Raw genomic sequence first — 19,849 nt, 5'->3', positions numbered from 1 at the left:
GGAAAACGGGTTTGCCGGCGGCGAGAACGGTGGAGAGAGTCCGCGGCCGCCCTCAGCTCATTCTCTTCATCACCGCTGTATGCAGGGCCAGCAGCCAGGCAATGCAGAGCAAGCTGTGGGCGGGCCAGAGATATTCATACCATGGCTGGCCGAAATAGTTGCCCATAAGCTCGCCCGCCGCCAGAAACGCGGCCGCGCCGCCGAATATCAACAGCGAAAGGGCGCTGGCAAAGGGAAGGTCGTTCCGCCATATCTTCGGCCGGGCGGCGGGGTTGGACCGTCGCAGGCAAAGCCAGGTAACGCCCAGCACAAGAGGCGAGAGCAGAAATGCCAGAATGACGCTGCTGAAGATAGGCAGGCCGATGCTGTCCGCATTCACGGGCAGGACACCCGCCTTTTTGAGTTCGGGCCAATAGAGGGCGTTCGCCGCCGGAAAGCCGGCCAACATCATCGCCGCCAGTATCCAGACCGGACGCGCGCCTTTGGACATGCGTGCACCTCCTTGCAGGCATAAGAAAAGCGGACGATCCCACCGGACCACCCGCTTTCCCGTTTTTCTTCGATCCCGAACCTGTCAGACGCGCATCGGCATCAGCACGTAGAGCGCGGGGGAGGTATCGCTTTCGCGGATCAGCGTCGGGGCGGCCTGGTCGGCGAGGTGCAGATCCACCGTATCGCCCTCGATCTGCTGGAGGATGTCGAGCAGATAGCGCGCGTTGAAGCCGATTTCGAAGCCTTCGCCGTCATAGTCGCCGGGCACTTCCTCGGCCGCGGTGCCGTTTTCCGGGCTGGTGACGGACAGGGTGATCTTGTCGCGGTCCAGCGCCATCTTGACCGCGCGGGTCTTTTCGGTGGCGATGGTCGCGACGCGGTCCACGCCTTCCTCGAAGCTGCGCGGGTCGATCTTCAGCAGCTTGTCGTTGCCGGTCGGGATGACGCGGCTGTAATCCGGGAAGGTGCCGTCGATCAGCTTGCTGGTCAGGATCGCATTGCCGATGCCGAAGCGGATCTTGCTGGCGGAAAGGGCGATGTCCACGCTGCCTTCCACCTCGTCGAGCAGCTTGCGCAGTTCCGCGATGCATTTGCGCGGCACGATGATGTCGGGCATGCCCTCCGCGCCGTCGGGGCGCGCCACGGTGACGCGGGCGAGGCGGTGGCCGTCCGTCGCCGCCGCCTTCAGCACAGGCTGCGGGTCGTCCGACACATGGAAGAAGATGCCGTTGAGATAATAGCGCGTCTCTTCGGTCGAGATGGCGAAGCGGGTCTTGTCGATGATCTGCTTCAGCGTTTCGGCGGGCAGCTCGAACCGGGTCGGCAGCTCGCCTTCGGCGATGATCGGGAAATCGTCGCGCGGCAGCGTCGAGAGGTTGAAGCGCGCGCGCCCGGCCTGGATCAGCATCTTGCCCTCGGCCGCGTGCAGCAGCACCTGGCTGCCTTCGGGCAGCTTGCGCGCGATGTCGAACAGCGTGTGCGCGGAAATCGTCGTCGATCCGGGGGTTTCGACCTGCGCCTGCACCTGCTCCACGACCTGAAGGTCGAGGTCCGTCGCCATCAGGCGGATGGTGCCGTCGGCCGCCGCCTCGATCAGCACGTTGGACAGGATCGGGATGGTGTTGCGCCTTTCGACCACCGACTGGACATGGCCCAGACTCTTGAGCAGCGTCGCACGTTCGATGGTAGCCTTCATTCCCCGTTCCGTTCCCACTCTTAAAAACTTCAAAAACTGCAACCCCGGATGGGGCCAGCGCGGTCGGATAGCGATTCCCGCCCCCGACGAGCGCGGGCGGAGCACCTTCATTACCGACAAATCCCCTCACCGCAAGGGGGCGGTCTTTTAACAGCCGCCATCGTTAATTTTCTCTTACGCATGCTTGCAAAAGAAGAGCGTCTGCGCTTTGCCTGACGGGGATGAGATATTGGCTGATGCTGTTGATCGCGACGATGGCGCCGGTGGGGTCGGCGCGGGCGGCCGATTCGCTCGGCGTGTTCGACGGCTGGGCGGCGTTTCGCGATGCGCGGGCCGGGCGCTGCTATGCGATCGCGGAGCCGGAACGCGGCACGGCGGGCGGGCAGGCGCGGGCCTATGCCTCGGTCGGCACCTGGCCGGAACGGGGCGCGCGCAGCCAGCTCTTCGTGCGGTTGAGCCGCCCGCAGGCGGACAAAAGCCGCGTCTATCTCTCGATCGGGGAACGGCGGTTCGCGCTGGTCGCCGGGCCGGGCCGGGCCTGGGCGCAGGATGCGCGGATGGACGCGGCGATCGTCTCCGCCATGCGGTCGGCCGAGACGATGAGCATCGAGGGCACCGGCGGCAACGGCCGCCCTTTCTACGACCTCTATGTGCTGAAGGGCGCGGCGACGGCGATCGATGCCGCCGCGCTCGCCTGCCCCGCGCGCTAGGGCCGGCGGGCGGTCAGAACCGCTCGATCAGCCGCGCGACCGAATGATGGCCGAGATTGTCGGTGGCTTCCGCCTCCTCGACCGCTTCGTCCACTTCCTTTTCCAGCGCGAGGCGGATTTCCTCCAGCTCCTGCTCGGTCATATGCTCGATGCCGATGAAGCGGTTGCGCGCGCTGTCCACCGCGCGGATCAGCTCGTCCAGCTTCGCCTGTATCGCGGCGGCATCGCGGTTCTGGCTGTTCTGGATCACGAACACCATCAGGAAGGTAATGATCGTGGTCGACGTGTTGACGATCAGCTGCCAGGTGTCGGAAAAGCCGAACAGCGGCCCTGACACCGCCCAGAGCAGGATGCTGACGAGCGCGATCACGAACGCCCAGGGCTGGCCCACCGCGGCGGAGACTCCGGTGGCGATGCGGGTGAAGAAACGGTCCATGCGATCAAGCTCCGGCTGACAAGGAAAACCGCCGAAAGGACTGGCGATTTTTCCCTTTTGATACTATATGCCGCGCACATGCAAATCCCCGGACATATCGACCCCGTGCCCGTGCCGCGCGCGATCACCCCGCGCGAGGATGGCCGCGCAGACCTGATGGGCCTGTCGCGCGACCAGATCCGCGCCGAGCTGGAGGAAAAGGGGCTGGAGCCGAAGCAGGCGAAGCTGCGCGCCAAGCAGCTGTTCCACTGGCTCTACCATCGCGGCGAGACGGATTTCGAGAAGATGACCGACCTCGCCAAGCCGATGCGCGGCTGGATGGCGGAGCGCTTCGTCGTCGGCCGCCCGCAGGTGGTGGAGGCGCAGGTCAGCTCCGACGGCACGCGCAAATGGCTGCTCCGCTCCGACGACGGGCAGGATTATGAGATGGTGTTCATCCCCGATGCGGACCGGGGGACGCTGTGCGTCTCCTCGCAGGTCGGGTGCACGCTCAACTGCCGTTTCTGCCATACCGGCACGATGCGCCTCGTCCGCAACCTGACGCCGGGCGAGATCGTCGGGCAGGTGATGCTGGCGCGCGATGCGCTGGGCGAATGGCCCAAGGGCAATATGGCGGCCTCCGCCGATGAGGACGAGGCGGACGACGCGCCGCAATATTCGACCGATGGCCGCATGCTCACCAATATCGTCATGATGGGCATGGGCGAGCCGCTCTATAATTTCGACAATGTGCGCGATGCGCTGAAGGTGGTGATGGACGGCGACGGGCTGTCGCTGTCGAAGCGGCGCATTACCCTCTCGACCAGCGGCGTCATCCCGATGATGGAGCGCGCGGGCGAGGAGATCGGCGTCAACCTCGCGGTGTCGCTACACGCCGTCACCAAGGAGGTGCGCGACGAGATCGTCCCCATCAACAAGAAATATGGGATAGAGGATCTGCTGGCCGCCTGCGCCGCCTATCCCGGCGCGAACAATGCGCGGCGCATCACCTTCGAATATGTGATGCTGAAGGACAAGAACGACAGCGACGAGGATGCGCGCGAGCTGGTGCGGCTGATCCGCAAATATCGCCTGCCCGCCAAGGTGAACCTGATCCCGTTCAACCCGTGGCCGGGCGCGCCCTATGAATGCTCGACGCCGGAGCGGATCCGGCGCTTTTCCGACATCATCTTCGAGGCGGGCATCTCCGCCCCGGTGCGCACCCCGCGCGGGCGCGACATCGCGGCGGCCTGCGGGCAGCTCAAGACGCAGGCGCAGAAACTGAGCCGCGCGGAACTGGACCGGATGGTGGAGGAGAAGCAGGCGGCGCTGGGGTGATCTGGGGCGTCGTTCAATCGGCCATCCCGCTGGTCGGACCTGCCGTTACGGATTGTGAAGCGGTGCAGGCAATGACGGCGCCCAACTCTTCGATGAATGCGTCGAGCAGGGGGGAAGGGCGCAGCTTTTTCAACCGCCGCCATCCGATGCGGCGGCGCGGGCTTCCCTGAATGGGAATGACGGCGAGAGCGGATGAACGCGCGACATATTGTATGCCGGTGGTGAGAAGAAGCCGGTCGCTGTCAAGGGCGATGATTTCCTGAGCGGCCAGGCTGTTCGTGGTGATGATATTCGTGGGCCAGGGAAGCGCCGACGCAAGGAACATGGCTTCGACCAGCTGATGAAACTTGCTTCCCGCCGCAGGCATGATCCAGGCCGCTTCGACCAGTTCGCCAAGCGTTACCGACTCCCGTTTCGCCAGGGGATGGCCGGGCCTGACGCCGATGGACAGGCCCTCTTCGAATAACGTCGCTTCGACAAGATGCTGCGGCAGGGCCTGAAGGTCGGCAACGGGACCGACCAGCAAGTCGATCTCCCCCCGCTCCAGTGTCGGCAGCAAATCCGTGTCCAGCCCCTCCCGAATAATCAGCTCCGCATTTCTGATGCGAGAGCCGAGCCGGGAGCAAGCCAGCGGAACCAGCCCCATTGTCGTGCTGGGCGTGGCGCCGACGATCAGGCGGCCCGCGCCGCCCTGGGCCAATGCCTCAATATCCTCGGCGGCATCCTCTATCAGATGAACCATTGCGGCGGCGGTGCGCGTCAGGATTTCCCCCGCCGGCGTCAGAACGGCACCCCGTGGCCCTCGCTCGAACAAGGGTACGCGCGCGGCGCGCTCCAGAAGCGCAATGCTTTTCGAAATGGCCGGCTGACCGGTTTGCAGGGCGGCCGCCGCGCGGTTGAAGGATCCCTGCTCGGCAACCGCCAGCAAGGCCTTCAGATGTTTCAGTTCAAAGCTCGACATCGAGGATATTCCAATATGGAATAATATTAGATCAAAACTGCACTATGCGCGATAAGGCCATGCTGTCAAACGACGGCCTGTTGGATGAGAAAACACAGGCGCGATCGCGCGTGGGACGGATATCATGGCACAGGCACCCCGCTATCTCCGCAATTGCTGGTATGTTGCTGCTCATCTGGATGAGCTTGAAAACAAGGATTTGCTGGCGCGCACCCTGTTGGAAGAGCCGGTCGTGCTGCTGAAGACGGAAACGGGCCGCTGGCATGCACTGGCGGACCGCTGCCCCCATCGCTTCGCGCCCTTGAGCATGGACTCGTGCGACAAGGGAATCGTCGTTTGCGCCTATCATGGGCTGGCGTTCGACGGGGCGGGCAACTGCGTCCATAACCCGCATGGCCCTGTTACGGGTTCCCTTGCCGTCAAATCCTATCCGCTGGCATTGAGGGGGCCGCTCGTCTGGATATGGATGGGCGATCCCGCGCTTGCGGAAACCACGCCCGCACCCAGCTATGAATGGCTCGAAAATGGCAGTCATCATATCGGTCTTGGCTACCTGCACGGCCTCGCAAACTATCAGCTGATGGCCGATAATATTCTGGATCTGAGCCATATCGAATATCTCCATCCGATTCTGGGAACAGAGGCGGTGAGCAAGGCGAAGGTCGAGGTCGAGACCACGCCGGACAGCATCGTGACGACCCGTCATATGGTGGACGAGCTTCTGTCCGAGCCGCTTGCGCGGACCTATCGGGCTGAGGGAGCGAGGGTGGATCGGGAATTGAGGGTGGAATGGCGGGCGCCGTCGCTGATGGAACTCACGGTGACCATCTGTCCGCAGTCGCCGCCCGGCGCTCCCCCGCGCGGGTCGCGAACGCTTCACCTCTTTACCCCGGAGACATCCGGCTCCACCCATTATTTCTATGTCAGCGGAATGAGCAAGTCGGACACGTCCGAGCAGATCGCATCGGGTTTCCGGGCGGCATTGGAAAAGGCCTTCGTTCACGAAGACAAGCCGATGATCGATGCGCAGCAACGAAGGATCGGCCCGGAGTGCGATATCATGGATATGGGCCCGGCGATGCTTTCGATAGACAAGGCTCCGGTCCTGGCGCGGAGGCGGCTGCGGCAACGGATCGACAATGAACGGATATTTCGGGACGGCTGAAAATAAGCAGCCCGGTCACAGGGCCGGGCTGTTCTGATTTCTGCCGCTGCCGCGCTGCCCTCAAGCCGCCTGCCGCAGCTCCATCTCCATCCGGTCCCAGATCTCGACCAGCGCCGCGACCAGATCGCGCATCATCTCTTCATTGTGCGCCGGGCCGGGGGTGAAGCGCAGGCGTTCGGTGCCGCGCGGGACGGTGGGATAGTTGATCGGCTGCACATAGACGCCATATTCGGCCAGCAATATGTCGCTGATCTTCTTCGCCTTGGCGGGGTCGCCCACCAGCAGCGGCACGATATGCGTGACCGACGGCATCACCGGCAGGCCGGCCTCGCGCATCAGCTGCTTGAGCGTCGCGGCGGCGGCCTGCTGCGCGTCGCGCTCCTCGCTCGATTGCTTGAGGTGCCGCACCGCCGCCAGCACGCCCGCGACCAGCACCGGCGACAGCGAGGTGGTGAAGATGAAGCCCGGCGCATAGGAGCGGATGCAGTCGACGATCATCTTGTCGGCCGCGATATAGCCGCCCATCACGCCGAACGCCTTGCCCAGCGTGCCTTCGATGATCGTCACGCGATCGGCCACCGCGTCGCGATCGGTGATGCCGCCGCCGCGCGCGCCGTACATGCCGACCGCATGCACCTCGTCGCAATAGGTCAGCGCGTTATATTCGTCGGCAAGGTCGCAGATCTCCGCGATCGGCGCGACGTCGCCGTCCATCGAATAGACGCTTTCGAACGCGATCAGCTTGGGCGCGTCCGGGTCCGCCTCGGCCAGTAGCTCGCGCAGATGGGCGAGGTCGTTGTGGCGGAACACCTTCTTTTCGCAGCCCGAATTGCGGATGCCCGCGATCATGCTGGCATGGTTCAGCTCGTCGGAGAAGATGATGCAGCCGGGCAGCAGGCGGGCGAGGGTGGACAGCGTCGCCTCGTTCGACACATAGCCGGAGGTGAAGAGCAGCGCGGATTCCTTGCCGTGCAGGTCCGCCAGCTCCCATTCCAGATCGACATGATAATGGGTGTTGCCGCCGATATTGCGCGTGCCGCCGGAACCCGCGCCGACATCGTGCAGCGCCTCTTCCATCGCCGCGATCACCTTGGGATGCTGGCCCATGGCGAGATAGTCGTTGGAGCACCAGACGGTGATCGGCTTCGGCCCGTTATGGCCGTGAAAGCAGCGCGCGTTCGGAAAGGCGCCCTTGTTGCGCAAAATATCGATGAAGACGCGATAGCGCCCTTCGCTGTGCAGGCGTTCGATGGCCTGGCTGAAAACATGTTTGTAATTCACTGTGCCGCCAAGCCTCACTTGCCGCAACCGCCTCTCAAGCCGCCCATGTAATGCGAACCGCCGCTTTTTTCCAGCGATAACGGCTCGCAACTAGGCCCCTTGCCTGAGGCAAAATGTCATAGGAAGGTTTACAGAAGCTCAATCTGCGGCAGGCCCCGGCGTTCGAGTTCGGGGCGCAGCGGCTCTATGTCGGGATCCATCCGGGTGAAGACGGCGATGCCCGGCGCGGGTTTTTCGGGCCACGGGGAGGGTCCGTTCAGATAGTCGATCCGCCGCGCGATCCCGTCGCCGCCATGCAGGAAGAGCAGCGGCGCGGCGCCGACCTCCCGCGCGGCGGCCTCCAGTTCGTCCTGCACCAGCGGGAAATGGGTGCAGGCCAGCACCACCCGGTCCATCCGGTCGCCGCCCGGCTGCTCGACAAGGCCGCGCAGCGCGGTGCGGGCGATTTCCGGGTCGAGCGGCTCGCCGCGCAGCTTCGCCTCGGCCAGCGCGACCAGCGCCGCGCTGCCGTGGCGCAGCACCAGGCAATCGGCGCCATGCTCGGCCGCGAGGCGATCGACATAGGGCTGGCGCACCGTCGCCTCGGTGCCGAGCACGCCGATGACGCGGCTGCGCGAGGAAATGGCGGCGGGCTTGATCGCCGGGACGGTGCCCACCACCGGAATGTCGAGCGCCGCGCGCACGGAGCCGAGCGCGATGGTCGAGGCGGTGTTGCACGCGATCACCGCGATGCGCGGGCGATAGCGCTCCACCAGCCGGCCGAGCAACGCGGGCACGCGCGCGGTGATCTCCGCCTCGCTCTTCGTGCCATAGGGAAAGCCCGCCCGGTCCGCCGCATAGACGACCGGCATGCGCGGCAGCAGCTTCAGCGCGGGTTCGAGGATCGAGAGGCCGCCCACGCCGGAATCGAAGAACAGGACGGGGGCTTGCGGTTCGGTCATGCGCGCCTGTGTCAAACGGGACGCCGCGCAAGTCAAGCGGGCGGCGTTCGCCTGATGGCTTGCAGTTTTGCGCCGCGCCTGTACCTTTCGCCGCGACGAAGGGGATCGGCCGAGCGCATCCGCCCTGTTTCCGGCGGGCGCCTTGCCCTGCCCGCCAGCGTCGAGAATCAAGGAGTTACGCGTCGATGGCACTGCTCGATCATTTTCTGTCGCGGCTGATAAGGAAGGGCACGCTGACCGTCGTGGACGTGAACGGAACGTCCCGCCGCTTCGGCACGGCCACCCCCGGCTTTCCCGACGTGACGCTGCGCCTCAACGATCCGAAGGCGGGGCGCGACATCGTGCTGCACCCCCGGCTGGGCTTTGCCGAAGCCTATATGGACGGGCGCGTGAGCATAGACGATGACGACATCATGGGCCTCGTCATGCTGGCGCGCGGCAATGCGCGCTGGGAAAGCGGCAAGAGCCTGGAGCGCACCGGCCCGGTGCGCAAGGCCGCGAAGGCGGCGCTGCGGCGGGCGAAGCAGGCGAATTTCCGCGCCGCGTCGAAACGGAACGTCGCCCATCATTACGATCTTTCGGGCGCGCTCTACGACCTGTTCCTCGACCGGGACAAGCAATATAGCTGCGCCTATTGGGCCGGAGAGCTGGACGATCTGCCGGAAAATCTGAGCGCGGGCCTCGACAGGGCGCAGCTCGACAAGAAGGCGCATATCGCCGCCAAGCTGGCATTGAAGCCGGGCATGAAGGTGCTGGACATCGGCTGCGGCTGGGGCGGCATGGCGCTCTACCTGCATGCGAAATGCGGGGTCGACGTCGTGGGCATCACCCTGTCGGAGGAGCAGCTCGCCGTCGCGCGCCGGCGGGCGGAGGAAGCGGGCGTCGCCGACCATGTGAAGTTCGAGCTGATCGACTATCGCGACATGCAGGGGGAGTTCGACCGCATCGTCTCGGTCGGCATGTTCGAGCATGTCGGCGTGCCCTATTATCGCGAATTCTTCCGCCGCTGCCACAATCTGCTCAAGCCCGACGGGGTGATGCTGCTGCACACGATCGGGCGCATGGGCGGGGCGGGCATGACCGATGCGTTCACGCGCAAATATATCTTCCCCGGCGGCTATATCCCGGCGCTGAGCGAGATATTGCAGGGCAGCGAGCCCAACCGGCTGATGGTCACCGACGTGGAGGCGCTGCGCCTGCATTACGGCTATACCACGCGCGCCTGGTATGAACGGGTGAGGGAGAAGCGGGCGGAGATAGAGGCGCTGTACGACGCGCGCTTCTTCCGCATGTGGAGCCTCTATCTGGCGGGCGCGGCGGCGGCGTTCGAGCATGGCGGCATGCTGGTCTACCAGCTGCAATATGCGCGCGACCGCCACAGCCTGCCGATCACCCGCGACTATATGCTGGAAGAGGAGGAACGGCTGCGCGCCTTGGGGTGAGGCGAGGGCGGACCTTCGGGGCACTCGCCATCCCTCTTGCGTCATGCCAGCGCAGGCTGGCATCTCAGGATATGGCGCGCAACCTGGCCTGGGACCCCAGCCTGCGCCGGGGTGACGGTTTAGGAAATGTTCGTATCCCCAAAAAACCGGCCCCGCCAGGAAAGGCGAGGCCGGCGTCCTTCATGCCATGGGTGCGACCCGAAGGGCGATCAGGAAGGATTGGCGGGCGCGGCATGGCCCTTGTGCGGGCCGTTCTGCTTCCACTGCTCGCGCATCTGCTTCATCGCGTCACGGCGTTCCTGCACGGTGACGGTGCCGTCCTTGTTGGCGTCCATCTTGTCGAAATGGGCAAGCGCCGCGCTGGTCGCCTCGGCCAGCGTGATCCGGCCGTCCTTGTTCGCGTCGGCCTTGGCGATGGACATGCCGCCGCCCTTCATCCCGCCGCCCATGCGGTGATGGCCGGGGCCGCCCCGCTTGCCGTCCGCGCGCCCGGCGCGACCCTGATGTGCGGCGTCGAATTCGGCGCGGCTGATCGCGCCGTTGCCGTCCTTGTCGAGTGCATTGAAGCGCTCGGCCCGCCATTTGGTGCGCGCGGCGTCACGCCGGGCGGTGATTTCCTCCTTGGTGACGGCGCCGTCCTTGTTGGCGTCGAACAGCGCGAAATATTCCTTCACCTTGGCTTCGGCCTCGGCGCGGGTGATGTCCTTGCCCGCAGGGGCGGCCGGACGGGGCGTTGCCTGGGACGCGGCAATGGCCGGCGCGGCCACCGCAAGGATCGCGGCTCCGGCGATCAACAGGGATTTCTTCATCGGTAGCTCCATCGATTGTTCGTGACGACTCGACAAATAGCCGCGACGCCCTGCACCGACGCTGAATGGAGGCGATGGGTTCCGTTCAGGAAACGGGGCTATTCGAAATTCGCGCGTTCAGAAAACTATAGCGCGCGTTAACCAAATATGTCAGTCGATATCCATGAGCCTGACCGCCGCCGTTCCGGGTCATTCCGAACCGTCGCCCCGCCTGCGCGGGCGACCCCGCCAGTTCGACATCGGGCAGGCGGTGGCGCGGGCGGAGGACCTGTTCCGCTCGCGCGGCTATGACCGGGTGACGCTCAACGACCTCAACCGCGCGATCGGCATCAACCCGCCCAGCTTCTACGCCGCGTTCGGCAGCAAGTCGCTGCTCTTCAAGCGGATCGCCGACGCCTATCTGGCCGACTGGCTCGCCGCCATCCGCGCCGCCTTCGAAGAGGCGCCGTCGCTGCGCGAGGGTTTGCAGCGCGTCGTCGTCGATGCCGCGCGGCGCTTCGCATGGCGGGAAAGCGAGGGCGGCGCCTGGGGCGGCTGCCTGCTGCTGGAGGCGGCGAACAATTGCAGCGACGCGCTGGTCGTCGCGCATATCCGCAAGGCGCGGCTGACGGTCGCGGCCTCGCTCTATCGCGGCATCTCGCGCGAGGCGCCGGAACAGGTGGTGAGCCTGACCGATCATGTGATGCTGCTGCTGGTCGGCATCTCCGCGATGGCGCGCGACGGCGTGGCGGAGGAGCGGCTGGTGCCGCTGGCGGAGCAGGCTGCACGGGCGCTGGCGGTGCACGCCACCTCCGCCTGACCGGCCGACCGGCGAAACGGTTGCGATTTTGCGGGATCGCTGTTAGGCGCGCGCCAGTTCGACATCATTCCTAACCTGTGAGTCCCTAGCCCATGTCCGAGAAGATCAATCGCGTTGTTCTCGCCTATTCCGGCGGCCTTGACACCAGCGTGATCCTGAAATGGCTGCAACAGACCTATAATTGCGAGGTCGTCACCTTCACCGCCGATCTGGGGCAGGGCGAGGAACTGGAACCAGCGCGCCACAAGGCGGAGCTGATGGGCGTGAAGCCGGAGCATATCTTCATCGACGACCTGCGCGAGGAATTCGTGCGCGATTATGTGTTCCCGATGATGCGCGCCAATGCGCAATATGAGGGGCTGTACCTGCTCGGCACATCGATCGCCCGCCCGCTGATCGCCAAGCGCCAGATCGAGATCGCGAAGCAGGTCGGCGCCGATGCCGTCTCGCACGGCGCGACCGGCAAGGGCAATGACCAGGTCCGCTTCGAACTGGGCTATTATGCGCTGCAACCCGACATCAAGGTGATCGCGCCGTGGCGCGAATGGGACCTGACCAGCCGCACCCGGCTGATCGAGTTCGCCGAACAGCATCAGATCCCGATCCCGCGCGACAAGCGCGGCGAGGCGCCGTTCTCGACCGACGCGAACATGCTGCACACCTCTTCGGAGGGCAAGGTGCTGGAGGACCCGTGGGAGGAAACCCCGGATTTCGTCTATTCGCGCACGGTGAATCCGGAGGACGCGCCCGACGCGCCCGAATATATCACGATCGATTTCGAGCGCGGCGACGGCGTGGCGATCAATGGTGTCGGCATGTCACCCGCGACCTTGCTCGAAACGCTCAACGAATATGGCCGCAAGCATGGCATCGGGCGGCTCGATCTGGTCGAGAACCGCTTCGTCGGCATGAAGTCGCGCGGCATGTACGAGACGCCGGGCGGCACCATCTATCATCTCGCCCATCGCGGCATAGAACAGATCACGCTGGATCGCGGCGCGGCGCACCTCAAGGATGAGCTGATGCCGCGCTATGCGGAGCTGATCTACAACGGCTTCTGGTTCTCGCCGGAGCGGGAGATGCTGCAGGCGGCGATCGACCACAGCCAGGAGAAGGTGACCGGCACCGTGCGGCTGAAGCTCTACAAGGGTGGCGTCTATGTGGTGGGGCGCAAGTCGCCCAACTCGCTGTACAGCGAGAAGGTCGTGACCTTCGAGGACGATGCGGGCGCCTACGACCAGCGCGACGCGGCGGGCTTCATCAAGCTGAACGCGCTGCGCCTGCGCCTGCTGGGGCGGCGGGATCGCTGAGGCAGTCTGGCTGGTCTTGCGGGATGGAAAAGAGGGAGCGTCCGGTTTGGGCGCTCCTTTTTTATGATTGGCTTCCTTGCTGAATAGCTATGGAATGTGGGGCGGAAATAGGGAGCGCACACTCTCCCACCGTTCGGGCTGAGCTTGTCGAAGCCCTGCCCTTTTCTTTGAGAGGCAAGAAGGAAGTACGGCCCTTAGCTTCGCCCGCCCTTCGGGTCGGCAGGCTTAGGGCGAACGGAGGTCATGCTGCTGTGCGAAACCCAGGCGCACTAAACGCAAAAACCCCTCGCCGGGAAAAACGTCCTCCCGTCAAAACCGCGCACCCGCCGTCTCAAGCCCCGGCGCGCCTATCCTCCCGCGCGGCGCATCCGCTCAGGTGATGCCCCACAGATAGATGATGGTCATCACCACCAGCGCCAGCGCCAGCGAGATGCCCAGCACATAGCGCACGATATGCGGGGTGGTGCCTGCCCTCGTTTCGTCGGTGGAGCGGTGCATCGGGTGCGGATCCGGGTCCACCGGGGGAAGCGGGGTTTCTGCCATGGCCATTCGCTCTCTCCTTTCAGGATTGTCATGCCCATGATGCTATAATGCGGGGGCGCGCAGTCCGTTCCGAGCAAATGCCTTCATCACATGCTTACCAAATGGCTATAAGGCGGAGGAATGGAATCATATGCCTCCTCCTCCGCGCGCCCGGACCGCGCCGAACCCTGCCCCCGGTCCGCCGTCAGCCATGGCGTGGGCCTGGCAGGTCTGGCCGGGCTGGCGCTGTGGACCGTCCTTGCCTGGCGATACGGCATGGACGGGCCGCATGCAGGCATCTTCGCCTCGGTCGTGGCCTGCGGCGTGCCGATGCTGCTCTGGTCGCTGCTGGTCGACCGGGTGCACCGCCGCCCCTCGACCGGCATAGACTGGTCCGGGCCGAGGCGATCCGCGCGCGAGGGATTCGACATCTCCGTGGTCAAGCTGGCGGGGCTGTGGGCGACATGGGGCGCCATCGCGCTCTTCTACGGCACCGCCCGCTGGTATTGGGACGGCGGCTACAGCTACGCGATGCAATTGTTCGGCTGGGCGGTGGTGCCGCTGCTGCTGGCGTCCATCCCCTATGTGATCTGGCTCGACCGCTATCTGATCGAGCCGCGCGACGGCGCCTATGCCTTCGGCCAATGGGTGATCGGCGGCGCGGCGGGCAAGCCGCCCGAAGGGGCGATCGGCGATCATCTGCGCGCCTGGGGGGTGAAGGCGTTCTTTCTGGCATTCATGCTGTCGATCACGCCCGCCAATTTCGCCAATGTGATCGGCTGGCGCACCGGCGATCCGCTGGCGGGGCCGGTGGAGCTGGCCAATTTCCTCATCACCATATTGTTCATGATCGACGTGTCGTTCGCGACCATCGGCTATATGCTGACCTGCAAGCCGCTCGACGCCCATATCCGCAGCGCCAACCCGCACATGGCCGGGTGGATCGCGGCGCTGATCTGCTATCCGCCGTTCGTGCTGATGGGCAATGGCGGGCCGCTCGACTATCATCGCGGCACGGCGGAATGGGACATGTGGTTCGCCGGGAACGCGGCGATGCTGTGGATATGGGGCGGGCTGCTGGTGTTGCTGACGGCGGTCTACGCCTGGGCGACGGTGGCGTTCGGCCTGCGCTTTTCCAACCTGACCCATCGCGGCATCATCACCCACGGCCCCTATCGCTGGACGCGGCACCCGGCCTATCTGTCGAAGAATCTGTTCTGGTGGCTGTCGGTGATGCCGTTCCTGTCGACCACCGGCAACTGGGTCGATGTGGTGCGCAACTGCACGCTGCTGGGGATCACCAGCGCCATCTATTACTGGCGCGCCCGCACCGAGGAGCAGCATCTGTCCGAAGACCCGGACTATCGCGCCTATCATGCCTGGATGGAGCGGCGCGGCGTGGTGACGCGCGCGCTGGCGGCGCTCACCCGGTGGAGCGGGCGGGGATCGCCGGCGGCGCATCCCGAACGGGGCTGAAGTAAGGCGTGGGGAGGCAATCTCCCCGCCATGCGCTTTTCGCGTTGCACTACCCCGCTTTTCACGCTAGCAGCGCCAGACCCACGCATTATAGCGCGACCGAGGCCCGATGGCGGAGTGGTGACGCAGCGGACTGCAAATCCGTATACGCCGGTTCGATTCCGGCTCGGGCCTCCAGATTTCCCTTATTTCCCGCCGATGCCTGCCCGGTCGCCGCTTCAGCGATCCGCGCGATTCGGGTTGAGCGCCGAGGGACGCCGCGCGCCGCCGCTGCGCGGCACGGAGACCGCCGCCGGGCGCGCTGCTGGCGCAACGAAGGCGGACGCGGCGGACGCAGGCGCGGGCGCCCCGTTCCCTTCCTCCATCGCCATCAGCGCGGCGATGCGCTTTTCCGTCGCGGGGTGGGTGGAAAACAGGTCCGACACCCCTGTCGGCACGATATAGAGCTGCGCCGCCGCCGGATTGTGCATCGCGCCCTGGCTCGGGATGCGCCGCGCCGGGTCGGCGATCCGCGCCAGCGCCGAGGCGAGCGCGCGCGGCGAGCCGGAGATTTCCGCGCCCGCCCGGTCCGCGCCATATTCGCGCGTGCGGCTGATCGCCATCTGCACGATCATCGCCGCGAACGGCGCGACCAGCACCGCCAGCAGGCCGGCAACCGGGCTGGGGCCGTTCTCGCCATTGCCGCGGAAGAACAGGCCGAAATTGGCGATCATCGCAATCGCCCCGGCGATGGTCGCCACCATCGTCATGATGAGCGTGTCGCGATTGCGTACATGGCCCAACTCATGCGCCATCACGCCCGCCACCTCCTCTCGCGAGAGCATCGAGAGCAGGCCGGTGGTCGCCGCGACGGCGGCATTTTCCGGATTGCGCCCGGTGGCGAAGGCGTTAGGGTTCAGGTCCTCGACGATATAGACCTTCGGCATGGGCAGATCGGCCCGGCGCGCGAGCTCGGCGACGAGATTATAGAAATCCGGGGCCGAGTGGGCGTCCACTTCCTTCGCATTGTGCATGGAAAGGACGATCTTGTCGGCGTTCCAGTAAGTGAAAAGATTCATGCCCGCCGCGATCACCAGCGCGATCATCGCGCCGCCGCTGCCGCCGAACATATAACCAAGCGCCATGAACAGCGCCGTCAGCGCCGCCAGCAGCATGGCCGTCTTCATTCCGTTCACTACCTGATCTCCCTTGCTGTCAAGGGCGAATGTAGGAACGGTCGGGCCGTCGCGCAACGCCGGGGTGCGCGGGCCGGGGCCGTGACGATCAGGGCCGGGCCGTCTCCGGCTCCGGCGGGGCCAGTGTCGAGCCGTCCGGCCCCTGTATCACGACATTGGTGCGGCCGCGCTGCATCAGGCCCTTCGCCAGCGTCAGCGCCTGCGTGCGCGATTGCGCGCAGACGCTGGTGGTGCCGCATCCCTCGAACCGGATTCTGTAGGACATCTCTCCCTCCTGATCCTGAAAACCGGAAGGATGACGCGCCGCTTGCGCCCGCGCATTGACTCAGATCAAGAGATGCGGCGATGTGAACCCGGCGGCCGACGGGACGTTGTGACAAGAACAGGAAAAGGAAGGCCCGGCATGATCATCGGCACCGTCAGGGAAAGGAAAACCCACGAATATCGTGTCGGCCTGACCCCCGAAAGCGCGCGGGAACTGGTGCTGGCCGGGCATGAGGTGCTGGTCGAGAGCGGCGCGGGCGAGGGGATCGGCGCCGACGATCGCGCCTATGGGGCGGTCGGTGCGCAGGTCGTCGTCACGGCGGAGGAGGTGTTCGCCCGTGCCGATATGATCGTCAAGGTCAAGGAGCCCGATCCGGAAGAGCGCGCGATGCTGCGGGAAGGGCAGATCCTCTACGCCTATCTGCATCTGGCGCCCGATCCGGATCAGGCGCGCGACCTGATGGCGTCGGGCGCGGTGTGCATCGCCTATGAGACGGTGACGGATGCGGCGGGCGGCCTGCCGCTGCTCCGCCCGATGAGCCAGGTCGCCGGGCGCATGGCGATACAGGCGGGCGCGACCGCGTTGCAGAAGGAACATGGCGGGCGGGGCGTGCTGCTGGGCGGGGTGCCCGGCGTATCACCCGCGAAGGTCGCGATCCTCGGCGGCGGGGTGGTCGGCTTCAACGCCGCGCAGATGGCCGCCGGGCTGGGCGCGGACGTGACCATCCTCGACCGCAGCCCCGAAGCGCTGGAGCGGCTGGCGCTGCATTTCGAGGCGCGGGCGAAGACGCGCTTCTCCAATCAGGCCAATCTTGCCGAAAGCGTGGCGGAGGCGGATCTGGTGATCGGCGCGGTGCTGATCCCCGGCGCGGCGGCGCCCCGGCTGGTCAGCCGCGCGATGCTCGGCACGATGAGGCGCGGCGCGGTGCTGGTCGACGTCGCGATCGATCAGGGCGGCTGCTTCGAGACGTCGCGGCCGACGACGCATGCGGACCCGACCTTCCTCGTCGACGGCATCGTCCATTATTGCGTCGCCAACATGCCGGGCGCGGTGGCGCGGACCAGCACCTATGCGCTCAACAATGTGACGCTGCCCCATGCGCTGCGCATCGCCAATCTGGGCTGGAAGGAAGCGATGCGCACCGATCCGCATCTGCTCGACGGCCTCAATGTCTGGGATGGCAAGATCACCTATCCCGCCGTCGCCAGGGCGCTGGGCCTGCCCTGCACCCCGGCCGAGGAGGCGCTGTGGTAAGCGGCGGGATATGGGCCTGAACGCGGGCGGAAAATGGGGCTGCATTGTTGCGGCGGTCGTCGCCCTGCCGTTGCTGGCGGGTGCGTTCCTGTTGCTGCCCGATCAGGAGGGCGACGGCGGCAGGCTGCTGGCGGCCTGCGCCGGGATCGTCCTTGTCGCGGGCCTCATCGGTTTGGCCGTTCGCGCCGGCCATGGCTTCGCGGCCCGGCGGCGCTCGGAACGCCGCCGCTGAGGCTCAGTCGGGCACGCGCCAGTCGATCGGCGCCTGCCCGTGCTCTTCCAGAAAGGCGTTGGCGCGGCTGAACGGTCGGCTGCCGAGAAAGCCGTTATGCGCCGACAGCGGCGAGGGGTGAGCGGAACGGATGACGAGGTGGCGGCCCCCCTGCGACACGTCCTTGACGAAAGCGGCCTTGCGCTGCGCATAGGCGCCCCAGAGGATGAACACGATCGGCCGTTCCTGTCGCGCCACCAGCTCGATCACCGCGTCGGTGAACTTCTCCCAGCCGCGCCCCTGATGCGAGGCGGCCTTGCCCATTTCCACCGTCAGCACGCTGTTGAGCAGCAGCACGCCCTGCTCGGCCCAATGGGTGAGGTTGCCGTGGCGGGGCGGGTCGATGCCGAGATCGGCCTTCAATTCCTTGTAGATGTTGACGAGACTGGGCGGCGGCCGCACGCCGCGCTGCACCGAAAAGCATAGGCCATGCGCCTGCCCTGCGCCATGATAGGGATCCTGCCCCAATATCACCACCCGCACCTTGTCGAGCGGGGTGAGGTCGAGCGCGCGGAAATACTCGCTGCCCCTGGGGAAGATCCTCTTGCCTGCGGATTTTTCCGTCAGCAGGAATTCGCGCAGCGCCGCCATGGTCTGCGAGGCGAACATCGGCCGCAGCGGATCGGCCCAACTCGGGTCGAGCTTCGGGCGGGGGCGTTCGGCGGTAGAGAGGGGGGCTGCGGCGCTGTCGGTCATGGATGCGGTTTTTAAGGGCAATCGGGCGGATATGCAAAGTCCTTGGTTGATCGGGTGGGGCGTCTGCCATTAGCCCCTCCCTTTCAGGGGAGGGGTGGGGTGGGGTTTCGCCTTGAAATCCATAGTCATTTCGTGGGGCGCGACCCCACCCCTCGATCCCCTCCCCGGCAGGGGAGGGGAGAATAAAGGAAAACCCCAAATACGATCCGGGACAGGCTCTTGACCCGCGCCGCCGTCGCGCGGCACAAGGCCGCATGTCCCTTGCCGCCAGCCTCACGCCGATCGACGACCCCGCCGCCCTCGAACCGCGCTGGCGGGCGCTGGAGGCGCGGGCGCGGGGGACGTCTTTCTTTCTCGGCTGGACATGGATGGGAAGCTGGCTCGCCGCGTGCCGGGCGGCGTCGATCCCGCTGCCCGCGCTGTTCGCCCTGCGCGACGAGGGCGGGCGCGACGTAGCGCTCGCGCTGATCGGCCGGGGCCGCGCGCGGCGCAGCTTCGGCGCGGTGCCCGCTTTATGGCTGAACGAAACCGGCGTGGCGGAGGGCGACCGGCCCTATGTCGAATATAACGACCTGCTCTGCGCGGCCGGGCGGGAGGCGGAGGCGCGGCGGGCCTTCGGCGCGGCGATGGCGGCGGAAAAGGGCTGGTCGGCGCTCCACCTCTCCGGCGTCGAGGATGAGGCGGCGTTCGACGCCGTCCCCGGCATCAGGCGCAAAAGGGTGGAGGACCGCTCACCCGCCTATTTCGCCGATCTGGCGGCGGTCCGCGCGGCGGGTGGCGACTATCTCTCGCTGCTCAGTTCCAACACGCGCGGGCAGATTCGCCGCTCGCTCAAGGAAGAGGCCGCCCCGCCCGTGCCGGAACAGGCCGGGGACGGCGAAACCGTCGTCCTCTGGCTCGATGAGATGGCGCGGCTCAATGCCGGTCGCCATGCCGACAATGCGTGGGAAGCCGCCTTTTTCCGCGGTTTCGCGCGCCGTATCGCGCTGGCGGGGCTGGAGGACGGGTCGGTCGAGCTGCTGCGCATCGGCGCGGGTGGGGAGGCGCTGGGCTATCTGCTCAACTTCCTGCGCGGCGGGCGGGTGATGAACTATCAATCCGCCTTCACCGCGCCGCGCGGGCCGAAATCCAAGCCCGGCCTGATGTGCCACGCCGCCGCGATCGTCCATCATGCGGAGCGGGGGCAGGCGCTCTATTCCTTCCTCGCGGGCGGCGACCGCTACAAGCAGAGCCTCGCGACCGGCGCGGAGCAGCTCCATTGGCTGGTGCTGGAACGCTTCGACCCGCGCCTCGAACTGGAGGCGCTCGCCCGCCGCCTGCTGAAGAAATAAG

At 66.0% G+C, this 19,849-nt stretch carries 21 protein-coding genes and 1 tRNA gene; 11 read left to right on the top strand and 11 right to left on the bottom strand.

Annotated elements, in window-relative coordinates:
• Positions 1 to 52: 52 nt before the first annotated feature.
• Together GGR43_RS01210 and dnaN are read right to left on the bottom strand one after the other, a co-directional pair.
• A complete protein-coding gene (locus tag GGR43_RS01210) occupies positions 53 to 541 on the bottom strand; it encodes a hypothetical protein (RefSeq protein ID WP_188070114.1) in 489 nt (162 codons plus the stop codon).
• Positions 542 to 574: 33 nt separating this feature from the next.
• The gene (dnaN, locus tag GGR43_RS01205) at positions 575 to 1,687 is read right to left on the bottom strand and encodes a DNA polymerase III subunit beta (protein WP_188070113.1); all 1,113 of its coding nucleotides are present in this window, start codon (positions 1,685 to 1,687) and stop codon (positions 575 to 577) included.
• Between the two features lie 236 nt (positions 1,688 to 1,923).
• Between dnaN and GGR43_RS01200 the strand changes: the two genes are divergently transcribed.
• Positions 1,924 to 2,397, top strand: a complete 474-nt coding sequence (locus tag GGR43_RS01200; RefSeq protein WP_246343258.1) for a hypothetical protein — start codon at positions 1,924 to 1,926, stop codon at positions 2,395 to 2,397.
• 13 nt (positions 2,398 to 2,410) lie between these two features.
• Here the strand turns inward: GGR43_RS01200 and GGR43_RS01195 are convergent, their stop codons facing one another.
• A complete protein-coding gene (locus GGR43_RS01195) occupies positions 2,411 to 2,833 on the bottom strand; it encodes a low affinity iron permease family protein (protein WP_188070111.1) in 423 nt (140 codons plus the stop codon).
• 78 nt (positions 2,834 to 2,911) lie between these two features.
• Between GGR43_RS01195 and rlmN the strand changes: the two genes are divergently transcribed.
• Complete coding sequence (rlmN, locus tag GGR43_RS01190) at positions 2,912 to 4,150, top strand: dual-specificity RNA methyltransferase RlmN (RefSeq protein ID WP_188070110.1); 1,239 nt, start codon at positions 2,912 to 2,914, stop codon at positions 4,148 to 4,150.
• Positions 4,151 to 4,163: 13 nt separating this feature from the next.
• Here the strand turns inward: rlmN and GGR43_RS01185 are convergent, their stop codons facing one another.
• Complete coding sequence (locus GGR43_RS01185; RefSeq protein ID WP_188070109.1) at positions 4,164 to 5,111, bottom strand: LysR family transcriptional regulator; 948 nt, start codon at positions 5,109 to 5,111, stop codon at positions 4,164 to 4,166.
• A gap of 124 nt (positions 5,112 to 5,235) precedes the next feature.
• On the opposite strand from GGR43_RS01185, the gene GGR43_RS01180 reads away from it, so the two are divergent.
• A complete protein-coding gene (locus GGR43_RS01180) occupies positions 5,236 to 6,276 on the top strand; it encodes an aromatic ring-hydroxylating oxygenase subunit alpha (protein ID WP_188070108.1) in 1,041 nt (346 codons plus the stop codon).
• A gap of 60 nt (positions 6,277 to 6,336) precedes the next feature.
• Here the strand turns inward: GGR43_RS01180 and hemA are convergent, their stop codons facing one another.
• On the bottom strand, positions 6,337 to 7,557 hold the full coding sequence (hemA, locus tag GGR43_RS01175; RefSeq protein ID WP_188070107.1) for a 5-aminolevulinate synthase: 1,221 nt from the start codon (positions 7,555 to 7,557) through the stop codon (positions 6,337 to 6,339).
• Between the two features lie 128 nt (positions 7,558 to 7,685).
• Positions 7,686 to 8,498: a glutamate racemase gene (gene murI, locus GGR43_RS01170; protein WP_188070106.1), complete on the bottom strand. Its 813-nt coding sequence runs from the start codon at positions 8,496 to 8,498 to the stop codon at positions 7,686 to 7,688.
• A gap of 185 nt (positions 8,499 to 8,683) precedes the next feature.
• Here murI and GGR43_RS01165 point away from each other — a divergent pair, with 185 nt between their 5' ends.
• Positions 8,684 to 9,940 (top strand): SAM-dependent methyltransferase, encoded by a 1,257-nt coding sequence (locus tag GGR43_RS01165; protein ID WP_188070105.1) that lies wholly within the window; start codon positions 8,684 to 8,686, stop codon positions 9,938 to 9,940.
• Positions 9,941 to 10,149: 209 nt separating this feature from the next.
• Here the strand turns inward: GGR43_RS01165 and GGR43_RS01160 are convergent, their stop codons facing one another.
• Positions 10,150 to 10,749 (bottom strand): EF-hand domain-containing protein, encoded by a 600-nt coding sequence (locus GGR43_RS01160; RefSeq protein WP_188070104.1) that lies wholly within the window; start codon positions 10,747 to 10,749, stop codon positions 10,150 to 10,152.
• A gap of 163 nt (positions 10,750 to 10,912) precedes the next feature.
• Here GGR43_RS01160 and GGR43_RS01155 point away from each other — a divergent pair, with 163 nt between their 5' ends.
• Both GGR43_RS01155 and GGR43_RS01150 read left to right on the top strand, forming a co-directional pair.
• Entirely contained in the window at positions 10,913 to 11,548 is a 636-nt protein-coding gene (locus GGR43_RS01155; RefSeq protein ID WP_188070103.1) for a TetR/AcrR family transcriptional regulator, read from the top strand.
• 92 nt (positions 11,549 to 11,640) lie between these two features.
• Positions 11,641 to 12,858, top strand: coding sequence for an argininosuccinate synthase (locus GGR43_RS01150; RefSeq protein ID WP_188070102.1), 1,218 nt, complete (start codon positions 11,641 to 11,643; stop codon positions 12,856 to 12,858).
• 372 nt (positions 12,859 to 13,230) lie between these two features.
• Here GGR43_RS01150 and GGR43_RS01145 read toward each other — a convergent pair whose 3' ends face one another.
• Entirely contained in the window at positions 13,231 to 13,407 is a 177-nt protein-coding gene (locus GGR43_RS01145; protein ID WP_188070366.1) for a hypothetical protein, read from the bottom strand.
• A gap of 114 nt (positions 13,408 to 13,521) precedes the next feature.
• Here GGR43_RS01145 and GGR43_RS01140 point away from each other — a divergent pair, with 114 nt between their 5' ends.
• Together GGR43_RS01140 and GGR43_RS01135 are read left to right on the top strand one after the other, a co-directional pair.
• Complete coding sequence (locus tag GGR43_RS01140; protein ID WP_188070101.1) at positions 13,522 to 14,856, top strand: methyltransferase family protein; 1,335 nt, start codon at positions 13,522 to 13,524, stop codon at positions 14,854 to 14,856.
• 103 nt (positions 14,857 to 14,959) lie between these two features.
• Positions 14,960 to 15,033: transfer RNA gene (locus GGR43_RS01135), tRNA-Cys, on the top strand.
• Positions 15,034 to 15,074: 41 nt separating this feature from the next.
• Here the strand turns inward: GGR43_RS01135 and htpX are convergent.
• Positions 15,075 to 16,031, bottom strand: a complete 957-nt coding sequence (htpX, locus tag GGR43_RS01130) for a zinc metalloprotease HtpX (protein ID WP_188070100.1) — start codon at positions 16,029 to 16,031, stop codon at positions 15,075 to 15,077.
• An 88-nt stretch (positions 16,032 to 16,119) separates the two neighbouring features.
• The gene (locus tag GGR43_RS01125) at positions 16,120 to 16,296 is read right to left on the bottom strand and encodes a hypothetical protein (protein WP_188070099.1); all 177 of its coding nucleotides are present in this window, start codon (positions 16,294 to 16,296) and stop codon (positions 16,120 to 16,122) included.
• Between the two features lie 138 nt (positions 16,297 to 16,434).
• On the opposite strand from GGR43_RS01125, the gene ald reads away from it, so the two are divergent.
• Positions 16,435 to 17,550: an alanine dehydrogenase gene (gene ald, locus GGR43_RS01120; protein WP_188070098.1), complete on the top strand. Its 1,116-nt coding sequence runs from the start codon at positions 16,435 to 16,437 to the stop codon at positions 17,548 to 17,550.
• A gap of 10 nt (positions 17,551 to 17,560) precedes the next feature.
• Positions 17,561 to 17,782 carry a hypothetical protein gene (locus tag GGR43_RS01115; protein WP_188070097.1) on the top strand — a complete coding sequence of 74 codons (222 nt, stop codon included), beginning with the start codon at positions 17,561 to 17,563 and terminating at the stop codon, positions 17,780 to 17,782.
• Between the two features lie 3 nt (positions 17,783 to 17,785).
• On the opposite strand, the gene ung is transcribed toward GGR43_RS01115, so the two are convergent.
• Positions 17,786 to 18,517 carry a uracil-DNA glycosylase gene (ung, locus tag GGR43_RS01110; RefSeq protein ID WP_188070096.1) on the bottom strand — a complete coding sequence of 244 codons (732 nt, stop codon included), beginning with the start codon at positions 18,515 to 18,517 and terminating at the stop codon, positions 17,786 to 17,788.
• 254 nt (positions 18,518 to 18,771) lie between these two features.
• Here ung and GGR43_RS01105 point away from each other — a divergent pair, with 254 nt between their 5' ends.
• Positions 18,772 to 19,848 (top strand): GNAT family N-acetyltransferase, encoded by a 1,077-nt coding sequence (locus GGR43_RS01105; RefSeq protein WP_188070095.1) that lies wholly within the window; start codon positions 18,772 to 18,774, stop codon positions 19,846 to 19,848.
• Position 19,849 lies beyond the last annotated feature (1 nt).

This window comes from Sphingobium jiangsuense (genome assembly GCF_014196495.1).
GTDB lineage: Bacteria > Pseudomonadota > Alphaproteobacteria > Sphingomonadales > Sphingomonadaceae > Sphingobium > Sphingobium jiangsuense.
The sequence above is the reverse complement of the archived record's forward strand: the minus strand, read 5'-3'. Positions and strand labels throughout refer to the sequence as shown.

Bases quoted from the DNA above. Each gene is read 5' to 3' on its own strand.
- GGR43_RS01195 (WP_188070111.1), bottom strand. From the start codon at position 2,833: ATGGACCGTTTCTTCACCCGCATCGCCACCGGAGTCTCCGCCGCGGTG.
- dnaN (WP_188070113.1), bottom strand. From the start codon at position 1,687: ATGAAGGCTACCATCGAACGTGCGACGCTGCTCAAGAGTCTGGGCCAT.
- GGR43_RS01180 (WP_188070108.1), top strand. From the start codon at position 5,236: ATGGCACAGGCACCCCGCTATCTCCGCAATTGCTGGTATGTTGCTGCT.
- GGR43_RS01155 (WP_188070103.1), top strand. From the start codon at position 10,913: ATGAGCCTGACCGCCGCCGTTCCGGGTCATTCCGAACCGTCGCCCCGC.
- GGR43_RS01200 (WP_246343258.1), top strand. From the start codon at position 1,924: ATGCTGTTGATCGCGACGATGGCGCCGGTGGGGTCGGCGCGGGCGGCC.
- GGR43_RS01125 (WP_188070099.1), bottom strand. From the start codon at position 16,296: ATGTCCTACAGAATCCGGTTCGAGGGATGCGGCACCACCAGCGTCTGC.
- ald (WP_188070098.1), top strand. From the start codon at position 16,435: ATGATCATCGGCACCGTCAGGGAAAGGAAAACCCACGAATATCGTGTC.
- GGR43_RS01160 (WP_188070104.1), bottom strand. From the start codon at position 10,749: ATGAAGAAATCCCTGTTGATCGCCGGAGCCGCGATCCTTGCGGTGGCC.
- GGR43_RS01165 (WP_188070105.1), top strand. From the start codon at position 8,684: ATGGCACTGCTCGATCATTTTCTGTCGCGGCTGATAAGGAAGGGCACG.
- GGR43_RS01140 (WP_188070101.1), top strand. From the start codon at position 13,522: ATGGAATCATATGCCTCCTCCTCCGCGCGCCCGGACCGCGCCGAACCC.
- GGR43_RS01145 (WP_188070366.1), bottom strand. From the start codon at position 13,407: ATGGCCATGGCAGAAACCCCGCTTCCCCCGGTGGACCCGGATCCGCAC.
- ung (WP_188070096.1), bottom strand. From the start codon at position 18,517: ATGACCGACAGCGCCGCAGCCCCCCTCTCTACCGCCGAACGCCCCCGC.
- murI (WP_188070106.1), bottom strand. From the start codon at position 8,498: ATGACCGAACCGCAAGCCCCCGTCCTGTTCTTCGATTCCGGCGTGGGC.
- rlmN (WP_188070110.1), top strand. From the start codon at position 2,912: ATGCAAATCCCCGGACATATCGACCCCGTGCCCGTGCCGCGCGCGATC.
- GGR43_RS01185 (WP_188070109.1), bottom strand. From the start codon at position 5,111: ATGTCGAGCTTTGAACTGAAACATCTGAAGGCCTTGCTGGCGGTTGCC.
- GGR43_RS01105 (WP_188070095.1), top strand. From the start codon at position 18,772: ATGTCCCTTGCCGCCAGCCTCACGCCGATCGACGACCCCGCCGCCCTC.
- GGR43_RS01115 (WP_188070097.1), top strand. From the start codon at position 17,561: ATGGGCCTGAACGCGGGCGGAAAATGGGGCTGCATTGTTGCGGCGGTC.
- GGR43_RS01150 (WP_188070102.1), top strand. From the start codon at position 11,641: ATGTCCGAGAAGATCAATCGCGTTGTTCTCGCCTATTCCGGCGGCCTT.